At 70.7% G+C, this 15,193-nt stretch carries 15 protein-coding genes and 1 pseudogene; 12 read left to right on the top strand and 4 right to left on the bottom strand.

Features of this window, described 5'->3' with window-relative positions; genetic code table 11:
* Positions 1-10 precede the first annotated feature (10 nt).
* The gene (locus tag AC0699_RS10065; RefSeq protein ID WP_478657992.1) at positions 11-841 is read right to left on the bottom strand and encodes a DUF3109 family protein; all 831 of its coding nucleotides are present in this window, start codon (positions 839-841) and stop codon (positions 11-13) included.
* Between the two features lie 40 nt (positions 842-881).
* On the opposite strand from AC0699_RS10065, the gene AC0699_RS10060 reads away from it, so the two are divergent.
* The 4 genes from AC0699_RS10060 to ilvD all read left to right on the top strand — a co-directional run bounded on the left by AC0699_RS10060 (position 882) and on the right by ilvD (position 5,324).
* The gene (locus tag AC0699_RS10060) at positions 882-1,814 is read left to right on the top strand and encodes a Ppx/GppA family phosphatase (protein WP_478657989.1); all 933 of its coding nucleotides are present in this window, start codon (positions 882-884) and stop codon (positions 1,812-1,814) included.
* Between the two features lie 23 nt (positions 1,815-1,837).
* Positions 1,838-2,719, top strand: coding sequence for a sugar phosphate isomerase/epimerase family protein (locus AC0699_RS10055; RefSeq protein ID WP_478657987.1), 882 nt, complete (start codon positions 1,838-1,840; stop codon positions 2,717-2,719).
* Entirely contained in the window at positions 2,716-3,327 is a 612-nt protein-coding gene (locus tag AC0699_RS10050) for a TetR/AcrR family transcriptional regulator (protein WP_478657984.1), read from the top strand. The genes AC0699_RS10055 and AC0699_RS10050 overlap by 4 nt, the downstream gene beginning before the upstream one ends.
* A 146-nt stretch (positions 3,328-3,473) precedes the next feature.
* Positions 3,474-5,324 carry a dihydroxy-acid dehydratase gene (ilvD, locus tag AC0699_RS10045; RefSeq protein ID WP_478657982.1) on the top strand — a complete coding sequence of 617 codons (1,851 nt, stop codon included), beginning with the start codon at positions 3,474-3,476 and terminating at the stop codon, positions 5,322-5,324.
* A gap of 103 nt (positions 5,325-5,427) precedes the next feature.
* Here the strand turns inward: ilvD and AC0699_RS10040 are convergent, their stop codons facing one another.
* Positions 5,428-7,686 carry a protein kinase domain-containing protein gene (locus tag AC0699_RS10040; RefSeq protein WP_478657980.1) on the bottom strand — a complete coding sequence of 753 codons (2,259 nt, stop codon included), beginning with the start codon at positions 7,684-7,686 and terminating at the stop codon, positions 5,428-5,430.
* A 124-nt stretch (positions 7,687-7,810) separates the two neighbouring features.
* On the opposite strand from AC0699_RS10040, the gene AC0699_RS10035 reads away from it, so the two are divergent.
* The 7 genes and pseudogenes from AC0699_RS10035 (at position 7,811) to proC (ending at position 11,936) form a co-directional block, all read left to right on the top strand.
* Complete coding sequence (locus AC0699_RS10035; RefSeq protein ID WP_478657977.1) at positions 7,811-8,125, top strand: SH3 domain-containing protein; 315 nt, start codon at positions 7,811-7,813, stop codon at positions 8,123-8,125.
* Between the two features lie 100 nt (positions 8,126-8,225).
* Entirely contained in the window at positions 8,226-8,831 is a 606-nt protein-coding gene (locus tag AC0699_RS10030; protein WP_478657975.1) for a hypothetical protein, read from the top strand.
* A pseudogene (locus AC0699_RS10025) lies at positions 8,785-9,072 on the top strand (pyridine nucleotide-disulfide oxidoreductase); the annotation flags it as partial. The gene AC0699_RS10030 and the pseudogene AC0699_RS10025, both read left to right, overlap by 47 nt.
* A 73-nt stretch (positions 9,073-9,145) precedes the next feature.
* Complete coding sequence (locus tag AC0699_RS10020; protein ID WP_478657973.1) at positions 9,146-9,331, top strand: hypothetical protein; 186 nt, start codon at positions 9,146-9,148, stop codon at positions 9,329-9,331.
* 100 nt (positions 9,332-9,431) lie between these two features.
* Positions 9,432-10,223, top strand: a complete 792-nt coding sequence (locus tag AC0699_RS10015; RefSeq protein WP_478657971.1) for an ABC transporter ATP-binding protein — start codon at positions 9,432-9,434, stop codon at positions 10,221-10,223.
* Positions 10,220-10,996, top strand: coding sequence for an ABC transporter permease (locus AC0699_RS10010; RefSeq protein WP_478657969.1), 777 nt, complete (start codon positions 10,220-10,222; stop codon positions 10,994-10,996). Before AC0699_RS10015 ends, AC0699_RS10010 begins: the two co-directional genes overlap by 4 nt.
* Positions 10,997-11,126: 130 nt before the next feature.
* Positions 11,127-11,936 carry a pyrroline-5-carboxylate reductase gene (gene proC, locus AC0699_RS10005; protein ID WP_453662484.1) on the top strand — a complete coding sequence of 270 codons (810 nt, stop codon included), beginning with the start codon at positions 11,127-11,129 and terminating at the stop codon, positions 11,934-11,936.
* Between the two features lie 3 nt (positions 11,937-11,939).
* On the opposite strand, the gene AC0699_RS10000 is transcribed toward proC, so the two are convergent.
* A complete protein-coding gene (locus tag AC0699_RS10000) occupies positions 11,940-12,527 on the bottom strand; it encodes a cysteine hydrolase family protein (protein WP_478657967.1) in 588 nt (195 codons plus the stop codon).
* 83 nt (positions 12,528-12,610) lie between these two features.
* Here AC0699_RS10000 and AC0699_RS09995 point away from each other — a divergent pair, with 83 nt between their 5' ends.
* The gene (locus tag AC0699_RS09995; protein ID WP_478657965.1) at positions 12,611-13,600 is read left to right on the top strand and encodes a GlxA family transcriptional regulator; all 990 of its coding nucleotides are present in this window, start codon (positions 12,611-12,613) and stop codon (positions 13,598-13,600) included.
* Here AC0699_RS09995 and trpS read toward each other — a convergent pair.
* Positions 13,567-14,565 carry a tryptophan--tRNA ligase gene (gene trpS, locus AC0699_RS09990; protein ID WP_478657963.1) on the bottom strand — a complete coding sequence of 333 codons (999 nt, stop codon included), beginning with the start codon at positions 14,563-14,565 and terminating at the stop codon, positions 13,567-13,569. The two genes, AC0699_RS09995 and trpS, sit on opposite strands and share 34 nt — an antisense overlap.
* Positions 14,566-15,193 lie beyond the last annotated feature (628 nt).

Genomic DNA, 15,193 nt, shown 5'->3' with positions numbered 1-15,193 from the left:
CCGGACAGGCCTAGGCGGGATCCGCCGGGTGTGGTGCCACCAGCGGGAGCTGCGACGCCAGACGTGCCTCGCACAGCTCCACCAGCACCTCGTACGCGGCCTTGCCCATCAGCTCCGTCAGCTCGGGGCGGTAGGTCACGTAGACCGGTTCGCCCGCGCCGTGGGCCGAGGTCGCAGATGTGCACCACCAGTGGAGGTCATGGCCGCCCGGGCCCCAGCCCCTGCGGTCGTACTCGCCGATCGAGACCTGGAGCACGCGCGTGTCGTCGGGCCGGTCGATCCACTCGTAGGTCCGGCGCACCGGCAGCTGCCAGCACACGTCGGGTTTGGTCTCCAGCGGCTCGCGGCCCTCCTGCAGCGCCAGGATGTGCAGCGAGCAGCCCGCACCGCCCGCGAACCCCGGGCGGTTCTGGAAGATGCAGGAGCCCTCCCAGCGGCGCGTCTGGCGGTCCCCGTCCTCGTCGAGCTCGACCCAGCCCGACTCCGTACCGACGTCATGGAACTGCCACAGCTCCGGCGTGAGCCGGGCCACATGACCGGCGACCCGCTTCTCGTCGTCCTCGTCGGAGAAGTGCGCCCCGAGCGTGCAGCAGCCGTCGTCGGCGCGGCCCGCCTGGATGCCCTGGCAGCCGCTCCCGAAGATGCACGTCCAGCGCGAGGTCAGCCAGGTCAGATCACAGCGGAAGACCTGTTCGTCGTCGGCGGGGTCGGGGAACTCGACCCAGGCACGCGGAAAGTCCAGCCCCTTCTCGTCCGGCTCGACGCGTGGAGAGCGGGGAGAACTGTTCACGGACTTCTTCGGCTTTGCTTTGTCCGGCTTCGCCTTTTTCGTCTTTGGCACGAGTCAAGGGTATGCGCGCCGCCGCAGTAGCGTTCCGTACATGAGACTCGGAGTCCTCGACGTCGGTTCGAACACGGTGCACCTGCTGGTGGTGGACGCACACCCCGGCGCACGGCCGCTGCCCGCCCATTCCCACAAGGCGGAGCTGCGCCTCGCCGAACTTCTCGACGGGGACGGAGCGATCGGCCCCGAGGGCGTCGACCGGCTCATCGCCACCCTGCACGACGCCCTGCAGGCCGCCGAGGACAAGGGCTGCGAGGACGTGCTCCCGTTCGCGACGTCCGCGGTCCGCGAGGCCACCAACGCCGACGACGTACTGGACCGGGTCAGGACCGTGACCGGTATCGACCTGCAGGTCCTCACCGGCGAGGAGGAGGCCCGGCTCACCTTTCTGGCGGCCCGCCGCTGGTTCGGCTGGTCGGCCGGGAAACTGCTGGTCCTGGACATCGGCGGCGGCTCGCTGGAGATCGCGCTCGGCATCGACGAGGAGCCGGACATCGCCGTCAGCCTGCCCCTCGGCGCCGGCCGGCTCACCGCGGCGATGCTGCCGGGCGACCCGCCCGCCACCGAGGACGTGCGGTCGCTGCGCCGCCATGTGCGCACCAGCATCGCCCGCGCGGTCGGCGAGTTCAGCCGCTTCGGACGCCCCGACCACATCGTCGCCACGTCCAAGACCTTCAAGCAGCTCGCCCGTATCGCGGGCGCCGCGCGCTCCGCGGAGGGCCTGTACACCCAACGTGAGCTCAGTCATACGTCACTGGTGGAGTGGGTCCCCAAGCTCGCCGGCATGACCGCCGCGCAGCGCGTCACGCTGCCGGGTGTCTCCGAGGGCCGCGCCGCCCAGCTGCTGGCGGGAGCCCTGGTCGCGGAGGGTGCGATGGACCTGTTCGGCGTCGAGACGCTGGAGATCTGCCCGTGGGCGCTGCGCGAGGGCGTGATCCTGCGACGCCTGGACCACCTCCCCACCCCCTGATGCGGGACCGTAATCTGTCCCTCGTGGCAGAACCAGTGGTGCGCATCCCGGATGCGAAGGTCGCCCTGTCGACGGCTTCCGTCTATCCGGAGTCGACGGCGACGGCATTCGAGGTTGCCGCGCGCCTCGGGTACGACGGCATCGAGGTCATGGTCTGGACCGACCCGGTCAGCCAGGACATCGAGGCGCTGCGCCGGCTCTCCGACTACCACCAGGTGCCGATCCTGGCCGTCCACGCGCCGTGTCTGCTGATCACGCAGCGGGTCTGGTCCACCGACCCGTGGGTGAAGCTGCAGCGCGCCCAGGCGGCCGCCGAGAAGCTCGGCGCGTCGACCGTCGTCGTCCATCCGCCGTTCCGCTGGCAGCGGCAGTACGCCCGCGACTTCGTCTCCGGCATCTGGCGGATGGCGAACGAAACGGATGTGCGCTTCGCCGTCGAGAACATGTACCCATGGCGCTACCGCGACCGCGAGATGCTCGCGTACGCCCCCGACTGGGACGTCACCAAAGAGGACTACCGGCACTTCACGATCGACCTCTCGCACACGGCCACGTCCCGCACGGACACCCTGGCCATGGTCGACCGCATGGGCGACCGGCTCGGACACGTCCATCTCGCGGACGGCAAGGGCTCGGCGAAGGACGAGCACCTGGTGCCGGGACGCGGCGACCAGCCGTGCGCCGAGTTGCTGGAGCACCTTGCCCGTACCGGCTTCGACGGCCATGTGGTCATCGAGGTCAACACGCGCCGGGCGATGTCCGCGGCGGAGCGGGAGGCCGACCTGGCGGAGGCGCTGGCCTTCACCCGGCTGCATCTGGCGTCGGCGAGCACGCCTTCGCAGGAAGCGCCCCGGGGCACCGCCGGCGCGGCGGGCGGCGTCACCGGTGCCGCGGGCGGATCATGACCGGCGAGGCGCCCCGGCGGCGCGGCCGGCCCGCCCGCGCGGAGGCGGACACCGGGCCCGGCGCCCGCGAGCGCATCCTGCTGGCGGCCCGCACCGAGTTCGCCGAGCGCGGTTACGACAAGACGTCGGTGCGCGGCATCGCCAAGGCGGCAGGCGTCGACCCGGCTCTCGTCCACCACTACTTCGGCACGAAGGACGAGGTCTTCGCGGCCGCCATCGAGGTGTCCTTCGAGCCCGCGCTCGTCATCCCGGCGGTCCTGGGCCAGGGCACGGAAGGCCTCGGCGAAAGGCTGGCCCGCTACTTCATCGGCGTCTGGGAGAACCCGGTGACCCGGGCCCCGCTGCTGGCGATCATCCGCTCGGCGCTCACGCACGAGGCGGCGGCGAAGGTGCTGCGCGGCTTCGTACTCAGACGACTGCTGGAGCGGGTGGCGGCGGACCTCGACGTACCGAACCCGAAGTTCCGCGCGGAGCTGGCCGCCTCGCACATGATCGGCATCGCGATCCTGCGGTATGTGATCCAGGTGGAGCCGCTGGCCTCGGCGGACCCGGAGGAGATCATCGCGTTGGTCGCGCCGACGCTGCAGAGGTACCTGACGGAGGCCTGAGCGCCCGCGCGTACGAGGGCTCCCGGCTGTACGGTCGGCTGCCCGAAACGCGGACCCCCGTCCCGCATTCCGGACCACGCGTCCAGATCTTGGAGCATCGGCGTACGCTCGAGAGCAGCCAGAACTGTCTGAAGGAGCGAGCGACGATGCCCGAGCTGAGGTCCCGCACAGTCACCCACGGCCGCAATATGGCGGGCGCCCGCGCCCTTATGCGGGCCTCGGGCGTAGCGGGCGCGGACATCGGCAAGCCGATCATCGCGGTCGCCAACTCCTTCACCGAGTTCGTGCCCGGCCACACGCATCTCGCCCCGGTCGGCCGGATCGTCTCCGACGCGATCCTGGCGGCGGGCGCGGTGCCCCGCGAGTTCAACACGATCGCCGTCGACGACGGCATCGCGATGGGCCACGGCGGCATGCTGTACTCGCTGCCCTCCCGGGACCTGATCGCGGACTCCGTCGAGTACATGGTCGAGGCGCACTGCGCCGACGCCCTGATCTGCATCTCCAACTGCGACAAGATCACCCCGGGGATGCTGATGGCCGCGATGCGCCTCAACATCCCCGCGGTCTTCGTCTCCGGCGGCCCGATGGAGGCCGGCCAGGCGACCCTCGTGGACGGCACGGTCCGCAAGCTCGACCTGATCAACGCCATCGTCGACGCGGTCAACGAGAACGTGTCGGACGAGGACGTCCTCCGTATCGAGGAGAACGCCTGCCCGACCTGTGGCTCCTGTTCCGGCATGTTCACCGCCAACTCGATGAACTGCCTCACCGAGGCCATCGGCCTCTCCCTGCCGGGCAACGGCTCGGTCCTCGCCACCCACACCGCCCGCAAGGCCCTGTACGAGAACGCGGGCCGTACGGTCGTCGAGATCACCAAGCGCTACTACGAGCAGGGCGACGAGTCCGTCCTGCCGCGCAACATCGCCACCCGCGAGGCGTTCGAGAACGCGATGGCCCTCGACATCGCCATGGGCGGCTCGACCAACACGATCCTCCACCTGCTGGCCGCGGCCCAGGAGGCCGAGCTGGACTACGACCTGACCGACATCGACGCCGTCTCGCGCCGCGTCCCCTGCCTGGCCAAGGTCGCGCCGAACGTCGCCCCCGGCGGCACGTACTACATGGAGGACGTCCACCGGGCCGGCGGCATCCCCGCCATCCTCGGCGAGCTGTACCGCGGCGGGCTGCTCAACGAGGACGTCCACACCGTCCACTCGGCGTCCCTCGCCGAGTGGCTCAAGACCTGGGACGTCCGCGGCGGCTCCCCCTCCGCCGAGGCCGTCGAACTGTGGCACGCGGCCCCCGGCTGCGTCCGCTCCGCGACCGCCTTCTCGCAGTCCGAGCGGTGGGATTCCCTGGACGTCGACGCCGAGGGCGGCTGCATCCGCTCCGTCGAGCACGCCTACTCCAAGGACGGCGGCCTGGCCGTCCTCAAGGGCAACATCGCCGAGGACGGCTGCGTCGTGAAGACCGCCGGTGTCGACGAGTCGATCTGGACCTTCGAGGGCCCGGCCGTCGTCTGCGAATCGCAGGACGAGGCCGTCGACAAGATCCTGTCCAAGGTCGTCAAGGAAGGCGACGTGGTCGTCATCCGCTACGAGGGCCCGCGCGGCGGCCCCGGCATGCAGGAGATGCTCTACCCGACCTCCTTCCTGAAGGGCCGCGGCCTCGGCAAGGCCTGCGCCCTCGTCACCGACGGCCGCTTCTCCGGCGGTACGTCGGGCCTGTCCATCGGCCACGCCTCCCCGGAGGCCGCGTCCGGCGGCACGATCGCCCTCGTCGAGGACGGCGACCGCATCCGTATCGACATCCCGGGCCGCTCGATCGAACTCCTCGTGGACAACGCCACGCTGGAAGCCCGCCGTGAGGCCCTGGGCGGCGTCTACGCCCCCAAGAACCGCGAGCGCAAGGTCTCGGCGGCGCTGCGCGCCTACGCGGCGATGGCGACGAGCGCGGACAAGGGCGCGGTGCGGGACGTGTCGAAGCTGGGCTGAGCCCGATCAGGCCGAGCCCTGTCGGACGACGTCTCGGTCGAGTTCTGAGTCGTCCGAAGCCCCGGTGGGAGGTCCCGCCGGGGCTTCACCTGCGTACCCCGGCTCACCAGCGTGCCGGATCCGCGGCGTCCACGGCGAAGACCGAGCCGTCCGGGGCGGTCGCGAAGACCTTGCCATCGGCCGTGACGGGCGCGGGCAGCGCGCCCGCGAAGCCGAGTCTGCCGCCGTGCAGCCGGGCGCGGGTCTGGCCGAGGACGACGCCGCGCTGCGTGTCGACGGCGAAGAGCCGTCCGTCGGCGGCGGAGAAGTACAGCCGGTCGTCCCCGGCGAGAGCGGGGTGGGAGGCGCGTCCCGCCGCGGTTTCCAGGCGCCACAGTTCGGCGCTCTGCGCGGCGGTCGTACGACGGGTGTCGACGGCCAGCAGTGTGCCGCCCCTCGCCAGCAGGTAGGCGATGTCTCCCCGTACGGCGAGCTTCGGCTCCGCGAGGGGGAACGGCAGCTTCACACGGTGCGCGGTCCGCTTCCGGGGGTCGTAGCGGACGATCGCGTCGGTCTGGGTGTTCCGGTCCGTCGAGGTGAGGAAGAGCGTGCCGTCGGCGGTCGCGGCCGGGGTGAGGTTTCCGTCGAGCCTGCGCTGCCACGCCACGTCGCCGCTGCGCGGGTTCACCGCGGTGACCAGGGTGGTGGCGCCGTCCGGGGCGTTCTCGAAAACATGGAGAAGGCCGGTCGCCGCGCTGTGGGGGCCGAAGCCCGGGCGGCGGTGCCCGGGCAGAGCGTGGCGCCAGCGCGTCTTCCCCGTGGCCCCGTCCAGAGCCTTCATCGTGCCGGCCGGCGAGACGAGGAGGACGGTGTCGCCCGCGTAACCGACGCCACCGAGGAAGGCGGAGACGTCCGCGCTCCAGCCGGGTGAGCCGGCGGCCGGACCGTACGTCTGGATCTTCGCCGTCCGTGCCGTGGCCGCGGTGGTGTGCACCAGCCCGCCGGAGACGGCGGGGACGGAGGCGTCGCCCTCAGCGGTCTTTCCCGAGGGCGCCGTGACCGACCAGATCACCCGTCCGTCGGTGGGATCGAGCCGCGCCGCCCCGACACCGCGCACGGAGCAGTAGAGCGACCCGTCCGCGAAGCCGCAGGCGGGGGCGGCTGCGGGGGCGGAGCCACCCGAGGCACGCAGGCTCGTCTCCCACGGGGTGAACTCCTTGGCCGCACCCGCGCGGGGGCGCGCGGTGCCAGGTGCGTCCGTGCCGTACTCCCGTACCGCGAGCGTGCCACCGGCGGCGAGAAGCAGCAGCGCGGCGCCCGCCGACAGCAGACGCCTGCGTGTCCGCGTACGCCGTGTGCTCCCCGTGCCTCCGGTGCTCCCTGTACTCCCCGTGCTTCCTGTACTACGCGTACTGCGCGTACTCCCCGTGCTCCGCATGCGAGTTCGCGAGGCGGGCGCCGGGCCGCCGGAGCTGTCAGGGGCGTCCGGCTCCTCGGCCGGCGAGGGCTGCGCACCGCTCGACCGCCGCTGAGCGGGTATGAAGGCCGCCGCCTCGTACGACGGAGGGCGCAGCTCCGCCATGATCTCGTCCGGAGTGGGCCGCTCCGCGGGTTCCTTGGCCAGACACCGGCTGATCAGCGGCGCGAGTTCGGCCGGTACGCCGGCCAGGTCCGCCTCGTCGTGGACCACTTGGTACGCCACGATGTACGGGCTGTCCGAGTCGAAAGGCCCGCTCCCCGTTGCCGCGTGCACCAGCACCGACCCCAGCGCGAACACATCGGCCGCAGGCCCCACTTCGCGCGGTCGCTGGAACTGCTCGGGCGCCATGAAGGGCGGCGAGCCGATCAACTTCCCCGTCTCCGTACGCAGATCGCTGTCGAACGGCCGGGAGATCCCGAAGTCGATGACCTTCGGACCGGTGTCGGTGAGGAGGACGTTGCTGGGCTTGAGGTCCCGGTGGACGACCCCGGCGCGGTGGATGTCGCGCAGGGCCTCGGCGAGCCCGGCCGTGAGCCTGCGCAGCTCGGCGGGGGCCATGGGGCCGCTCCGCTTCACCTGGTCGGCGAGCGTGGGCCCGGGGACGTAGAGGGTCGCCATCCAGGGGCGTTCGGCGTCCGGATCGGCATCCACGACGGATGCGGTGAAGGCCCCGCTCACCCGGCGTGCGGCCGCGACCTCCTGCCGGAACCTGGCCCTGAACTCCGGGTCCGCCGCGTACTGTTCATGCACGATCTTGACTGCGAGGCGCAGACCGGAGGCCGAGCGTGCGAGGTGCACGACCCCCATGCCGCCGGCCCCCAGGCACGCCTCAAGACGGTACCGCCCCGCGTATCCGGGCTGTTCCGCTTCCGGGCCGGTCCCGCTCTCTCGCAGCGGCGGCATCGTCCACCCCCGTGTGTTCGTCCGCAAGCGCGACTCACGGAGCCTAGTCGATGGTTCGTTCAACGCGGACGGGGCTTGCTAGCCTGCGCGTCGCAGAGGGTGAACAGCAACGGGGGAGGGCCACATGGCCGTTGAAGAGATCAATGAGAGTGCCGCTGCCGCCGCCGTCCGGGTGGAAGCCGCCGCGGACGTCGTCCGGTATCCGATCGCGCCGGGCTACCGGGTCAATGTCCGGTCGGGCCCGGGGCGGCAGTTCCGGCTGATCCGCACCCTGCCGTACAACGTCAAGGTGCCGGTCTACTGCCAGAAGCCCGGTGAGCGGATCACCGGCCCGTACGGCACGACCACCCTGTGGGACAACATCGCCGACGGCGAGTACGTCTCGGACGCTTACGTGAACACGGGGAGCGACGGCTACGTCGCGCCGCAGTGCTCCTGAGCGCCTGAGCGCGGGAGTGCCGCAGCGCCTGAGCTCCCGAGTTCCTGACGGCTCTGGTCCCGCGCGGGGGACGCCGGGGATGCCGGGGATAATCGACCCTGTGAGCGAGAACGAGAAGGCCACCCCGAAGGGGAACGGCGGCACCGGGACCCCGGCCGTGACCCCGGCCGGAACCGGCGCCGTTAGTGGGACCGGCAAGGGCAGTGAGAGCAGTGCCGCCCGTACCGGTCCGCAACCCGAGCCGATCCGGTTCTTCGGCACCACCTGGGTCGACCACGACGGCGGCTACGCGCTGCGACGTGCCGCCGTCGCCGCCGGTTCGCTCGCCGCGGCCGCCGCCGGGTGTCTGGTCCTCCGGATCGCGTACCAGGGCCTGGAGACCGCCGAGGTCGGCGGCTTCGTCAACACGCTCGTGGTCGTGATGTTCGCGATCTGCAGTGCCATCGCGTTCCGCAAGGCCTGGGAGGGCTTCACACGCCGCTCCGCGGATCCCGCCCGCGACGAGTCCCTGCGCAGCCTCAAGGCGATCGGTTTCATCGGTCTGCTGCTCGCGTACTTCGTCCGTTCGCTCATCGAGGCCCCGGGCGAGAAGCTCCGGCGCACGGAGTACGAGACGGCCGTAGCCCAGTACGAGAAGCGCCGCACCACGCGCGCGGGCAATCCGGCGGCGCGGTCGGCGGCCCGTAAGAAGCCGAAGCGCCGGTAGCCGGACCGGGTTCCAGGACGGGCCCGGCTCCCTCGCGGTCGTCGGCGGCGGGCTCACCGGCATCGAACTCGCCGAGGCCCACCCCGAATGGGACGTCCGGCTCCACTCGGCCGGCGACATCGGCGCCGGACTCTCGGCACGGGGCCGCGGCCACGTCCGTACGGTCCTTGAGGCGCGCGGTGTCCGCGTCAAGGAGGGCCGACGGGTCGCGCACGCCGACGACATCGACGCGGACGAGGTCGTCTGGGCAGCCGCGATGGTCCCGAACACCGAATTCGCCGCGACCGCCGAACTTCGGCTTTCTCATCCAGGGCGTGAGCCTCGGCCGCCACGACGGCCTGATCCGGTTCGTCAGCCCGGACGACACCCCGCGCAACCGCCTCCTCAAGGGCCGCCTCGCCGCTCGCACCAAGGAGCAGGTGGTCAGCTCCACGGTCCGTCTCCTCCGCCAGGCTTCCCGCCGCCCGTGGGCCATCCCCCTGACACCGGGCATGTCGTGACTTGTGGAGCACGAGCGGGTGCGGGCAGGCGGTTGGCTGTGTCCAAACGTTCCTCCTCACAGGCTTGACGCCCCATTCCCCCGGGATCATTATTCATCGCATGATGAATAACGATCCCGGGGACTCCGAGCGCGCCGGCCACCCCGCCATCCACGCCCGCGCGCTCACCGTCGTCCGCGGCCCCCGCACCGTCCTCCGAGCCCTCGACTTCGACGTCCCACCCGGCCAGATCACCGGCCTCCTCGGCCCGTCCGGCTGCGGGAAATCCACCCTGATGCGAGCCGTCGTCGGCACACAGGCCAAAGTCACCGGCACCCTCGACGTCCTCGGCCGTCCGGCGGGCGACGCCTCCCTCCGCTCCCGGATCGGCTACGTCACCCAGGCCCCCTCCATCTACGACGACCTGACGGTCCGCCAGAACCTCGACTATTTCGCGGCCATCCTCGACCCCGGCCGCACCGCAGCCGAGCGCCGCCGCCGGCACGTCACCCAGGCCATCGCCGATGTCGACCTCGCCGACCACGCCCACGTCCTCGCAGGCCGGCTCTCCGGCGGCCAGCGCAGCCGCGTCTCCCTCGCCGTAGCCCTGATCGGCACCCCCGAACTGCTCGTCCTCGACGAACCCACCGTCGGCCTCGACCCGGTCCTCCGCCGCGACCTGTGGGACCTCTTCCACCGCATCGCCGCGGACCGGGGCACCACGATCCTCGTCTCCTCGCACGTCATGGACGAGGCCGAGCGCTGCCACCGTCTGCTGCTCCTGCGCGAGGGCGAACTCCTCGCCGACGACACCCCCGACGCCCTGCGGCACCGCAACGACACCGCCACCGTCGAAGGCGCCTTCCTCCACCTCGTCGACACGGCCAACGCCCTTCAGGAGACCGCACGATGAACGCCCAACCGACCGCGCCCGCCGCCGCGCCCGCCATCTCCGCCGCCCGCACCCTCGCCACCGCTGCCCGCGTCCTGCGCCAACTGCGCCACGATCCGCGCTCGATCGCCCTGATGCTCCTAGTGCCGTGCGTGATGCTCTTCCTGCTGCGCTACGTCTTCGAGGGCAGCGCCCGGACCTTCGACGCGATCGGCGCATCGCTGCTCGGTATCTTCCCGCTGATCACGATGTTCCTGATCACCTCGATCGCCACCCTCCGCGAGCGCACCTCCGGCACCCTCGAACGCCTCCTCGCCATGCCGCTGGGCAAGGGCGACCTGATCGCCGGCTACGCCGTGGCCTTCGGCCTGCTCGCCATCATCCAGTCCGCCCTCGCCACCGGCCTCGCCCTGTGGTTCCTCGACCTCGACGTCATCGGCTCACCCTGGCTGCTGCTCCTCGTCGCACTGCTGGACGCCCTGCTCGGCACGGCCCTCGGCCTCTTCGTCTCCGCCTTCGCCGCCTCCGAGTTCCAGGCGGTCCAGTTCATGCCCGCCGTGGTCTTCCCTCAGCTGCTGCTCTGCGGACTGTTCACCGCACGCGACAACATGCAGCCCGTCCTCGAAGGCATCTCGAACGTCCTGCCCATGTCGTACGCCGTCGACGGCATGAACGAAGTGCTCCGGCACACCGACGTCACCGCCAACTTCATCCGCGACGTCCTCATCGTCGCCGCCTGCGCCCTCCTCGTTCTCACCCTCGGCGCAGCCACGCTCCGCCGCCGCACCGCGTGACCGCCCTTCGGACACCTCCGGCACTTCCACCTCACCGGTGCGAGGATGTTGCCGTACATGGATCACTCATCCACGTACGGCAATGAGCACTACAGCAATGAGCACATCCCCACCGGCGAGGTGACCCCGCATGACCCAGACAGTCGCAGTCCTCGGCACCGGCAAGATCGGCGAGGCCCTGCTCAGCGGCATGATCCGGGCCGGCTGGCCCGCCTCCGCCCTCCTGGTCACCGCACGCCGCGCCGAACGCGCCGATGAGCTCCGCACCCGCTACGGCGTCGAAGCCGTCACCAACGCCGACGCCGCCAAGCGCGCCGACACCCTCATCCTGGCCGTCAAGCCCCAGGACATGAGCAAGCTCCTCGACGAACTCGCCCCCCACGTGTCCGCCGACCGTCTCGTCATCAGCGCCGCAGCCGGTATCACCACCTCCACCATCGAAGACCGTCTCGCGCCCAACACCCCCGTCGTCCGTGTCATGCCGAACACGCCTGTCCTTGTCGACGAAGGCATGTCCGTCATCTCCGGCGGCAGCCACGCCACCGCCGAACACCTCGCCCACACCGAGGAGATCTTCGGCGGAGTCGGCAAGACCCTCCGCGTCCCCGAGTCCCAGCAGGACGCCGCCACCGCGCTCTCCGGCTCCGGCCCGGCCTACTTCTACTTCCTCGTCGAGGCCATGACCGACGCCGGCATCCTCCTCGGCCTGCCCCGCGCCCAAGCCCACGACCTCATCGTCCAGGCCGCCATCGGCGCCGCCGTGATGCTCCGCGACTCCGGCGAACACCCGGTCAAGCTCCGCGAAGCCGTCACCTCCCCGGCCGGTACCACCATCAGCGCCATCCGCGAGCTCGAGAACCACGGGGTGCGCGCCGCCCTCATCGCCGCCCTGGAAGCGGCCCGCGACCGCAGCCGCGAGCTCGCCTCCGGCAACGGCTGACGCTCACTTCGCGGCCGCGGCGACCAGCTCTTCCGTCGACACCACCCCGGCGAACCCACCCCCGTGCAGCGACACGGCGGTGGCCCGCGCCAGCTCGTCCGCGCCCAGCGTCCACCCGAAGGGCCCGGCCAGATCAAAGGTGTACGTCGCGTCCAGCGCGAACAGCACGTCGTACCCGAGATTCCCGCCCATGCGCGCCGTGGTCTCCGCGCACATATTGGTCTGGATGCCGGCCACCACGAACTGCCGCACTCCCTGAGCCTCGAACCACGCCCGCAGATCCGGTGTCCCGTAGAACGCCGAGTTCACGGTCTTCGTCACCAGCAGCTCCGCCCCGCTGCCCTTCCCCCTTCTCTGCTCCACGTACTCCTTGAAGGCATTCCCCTCGTACCCCGGCCGCAGCGGCGACTCGGGCTTCGAGGAGTCGTGCCGTACGAAGACGACCGGCCTCCCGCTCGCCTGCCACACATCGATCAGCGAGGCGATGTTCCCGTCCGCCTGCGGATTGTTCCGAGGCCCCCAGAACTCCTCCTCCTCGAACCCCTTCTGTACGTCGACGACGACCAGCGCTGCGTTCTCTGCGATCTCCATGGCCACCATGCTGTCGCCGCCCGCATCTCCTTCACAGGGGAGCAGAAGCCAGCGATCGATGGTTTACTGCCACCATGGCGACCGTGTCACCAGCAGCTCAGCGCATCGCCCTCCTCTCCTTCCCCGGCATCCGCGCGTTCGACGTCTCCGTCATCAGCGAGGTCTGGGGCGTCGACCGCACCGACCGCGGGGTACCTCCCTTCGAACTCCGCCGCACCGGCACCGACCGCACCCCCGTCCCCATGCGCGGCGGTCTCAGCCTCACCCCCGACCGCACCCTCGCCTGGCTCAGCCGCGCCGACCTCGTCGTGGTCCCCGGCCTGGACGACCACCTCACGCCCGCGCCGCCCCCGGTCCTCGACGCCCTACGCCGCGCGTACACCCGAGGCACCGCGATCGCCGCGCTCTGCGGAGGCGCCTTCACCCTCGCCCAGGCCGGCCTTCTCGACGGCCGCCGCGCGATCACCCACTGGAACCTCACTCACCTCCTCCGTGAGCACCACCCCCAAGTCACCGTCGTGCCCGACGCGCTCTTCCTCCACGACGCCAGCATCTGGACCTCCGCCGGTACGGCCGCCGGCATCGACCTCTGCCTCCATCTCGTCCGCATCACCCACGGCGCCGAGGCCGCCGCCACCATCGCCCGGTCGATGGTCACCGCCCCCTTCCGCACCGGCACTCAGGCCCAGTTCATCGAGCACCCCACCCCACGCGCCGACCGCGACGCCGACGCCCTCGCCGCCGTCCGCGACTACGCCCTCGCCCACCTCGCGGAACCCCACACCGTCGCGTCCCTCGCCGCCCGCGCAGGTATGTCCCCGCGCTCCTTCGCCCGCCACTTCCAGGCCGGCACCGGCACCACTCCCCTCCACTGGCTCATCACCCAGCGCGTCGCAGCCGCCCAGAAACTCCTCGAACTCACGGATCACCCCATCCCTGAAGTCGCGCGCCGCACGGGCTTCGGCAGCGAGGTGACCATGCGCCAGCACTTCGCAGCTCACCTCGCCACCAGCCCGCGCGACTACCGGGCAGCCTTCCGTCAGCCGGCCGGAAGCAGCCCGATCGCCCGATAGGCACGATCCACCAGAGGACGGGCCAACCCCCGGGCCCGAGCGGCCCCCGCCCTCAGCACCTCATCCACATATGCCGGATCGGCCGCCAGCTCCGCATGCCGCTCCCGCAACGGCCTCAGCAACTCCACCACTGCCTCGGCCGTGTCCTTCTTCAGCGCGCCGTACGACTCATATACACCGGCCAAGGCCTCCGGGTTCCCGTTCTCACAGGCGGAAAGAATCTCCAGCAGATTCGCCACCCCCGGCCGGCCCTCCCGGTCGTACTCGACGTCCTCCCCGCTGTCCGTCACAGCCCGCATGATCTTGCGCCGGATCACGTCCGCGTCGTCGAGCAGATAGACGATCCCGGCCCCGTTCTCGTGCGACTTCCCCATCTTCGACGCCGGCTCGTGCAGATCCATCACCCTCGCCGCGACCTGCGGATGCGTTGCCTTCGGCACGGTGAAGACATGCCCGTACCGCTGGTTGAACCGCACCGCCAGATCCCGCGTCAGCTCGACGTGCTGTGCCTGGTCGTCCCCGACCGGTACCTCGTCCGTCGCGTACGCCAGGATGTCCGCCGCCATCAGCACCGGATACGTCAGCAGCGACAGCCGCACACTCTCCCCGGCCGCCCGCGCACCCGCCGCCTTCTCCTTGTACTGGATCATGCGCCGCATCTCGCCGTCCGTGGCCGTGCACTCCAGCAGATACGAGAGCCGGGCGTGTTCGTCCACATGGCTCTGAACGAACAGGGTGCACCGTTCCGGATCCAGCCCGGCCGCCAGCAGCAGAGTCGCCGCCTGACGGCTCAGCCTTCTCACCCGCGCAGGGTCGTGCTCCACGGTCAGGGCATGCAGATCCACGACGCTGAACAGCGCGTCCGACTGATGCTGATCAGCCTCGACCCACCGCCGCACGGCCCCGAGGTAGTTCCCGAGCGTCAGATGCCCCGTGGGCTTGACCCCGCTGAAGGTCCGCTTCATCTGTTCGTTCTCCCTCTCCTGCCGGAGCCGCCGCCATCAGCGGCCGGCCCCCCCGGAGGGAGAAACGCAAACGGCCGCCGAAGCGGCGGCCGTTGAGTGCATGCGTGTGTGCCGGCCGCCGTCAGGCGGCCCACCACTGAAGGGTGCACGCATGCGTAGTCATACGTGGAGAGTACGCCCTCGTGCCTCGGGTTGACATGCAAAACCCCGATCCGTAGTGTTCTCCGGGTTGTCCGACGTGAGCACCGACTCCGGTCGGCCCCGGACAGCCATTCCGCAAGACCTACTCCAAGTGAGCGACACACCGTCGCCTTGCTTTGTGTGCGCTTTTGCGAAATGAGGAATCCGCGTTCGAATGAACGCAGCCCGATTAGCGTCGGGGGCGAGGAATCCGCTAAAGTCTCACTCGCCGGAACGGCCAAAGCGGCCGGAAAGACAACCCCCTCTGACTGGGAGTCAGGCCCGAAAGGATCTGATAGAGTCGGAACCGCCGGAAAGGGAAACGCGAAAGCGAAGAACGGCCCGGCAGCCCGCTCCAGCGGGTGGCGGAAACGGAAATCGGATCTGCTAAGCTGGAAACACCGAAGGGAAGCGCCCGGAGGAAAGCCCGAGAGGGTGAGTACGAAGG

The organism is Streptomyces sp. NPDC043870 (assembly GCF_056435785.1).
Note: the sequence above shows the minus strand (reverse complement) of the source record. Positions and strands in the feature narration are given on the sequence as shown.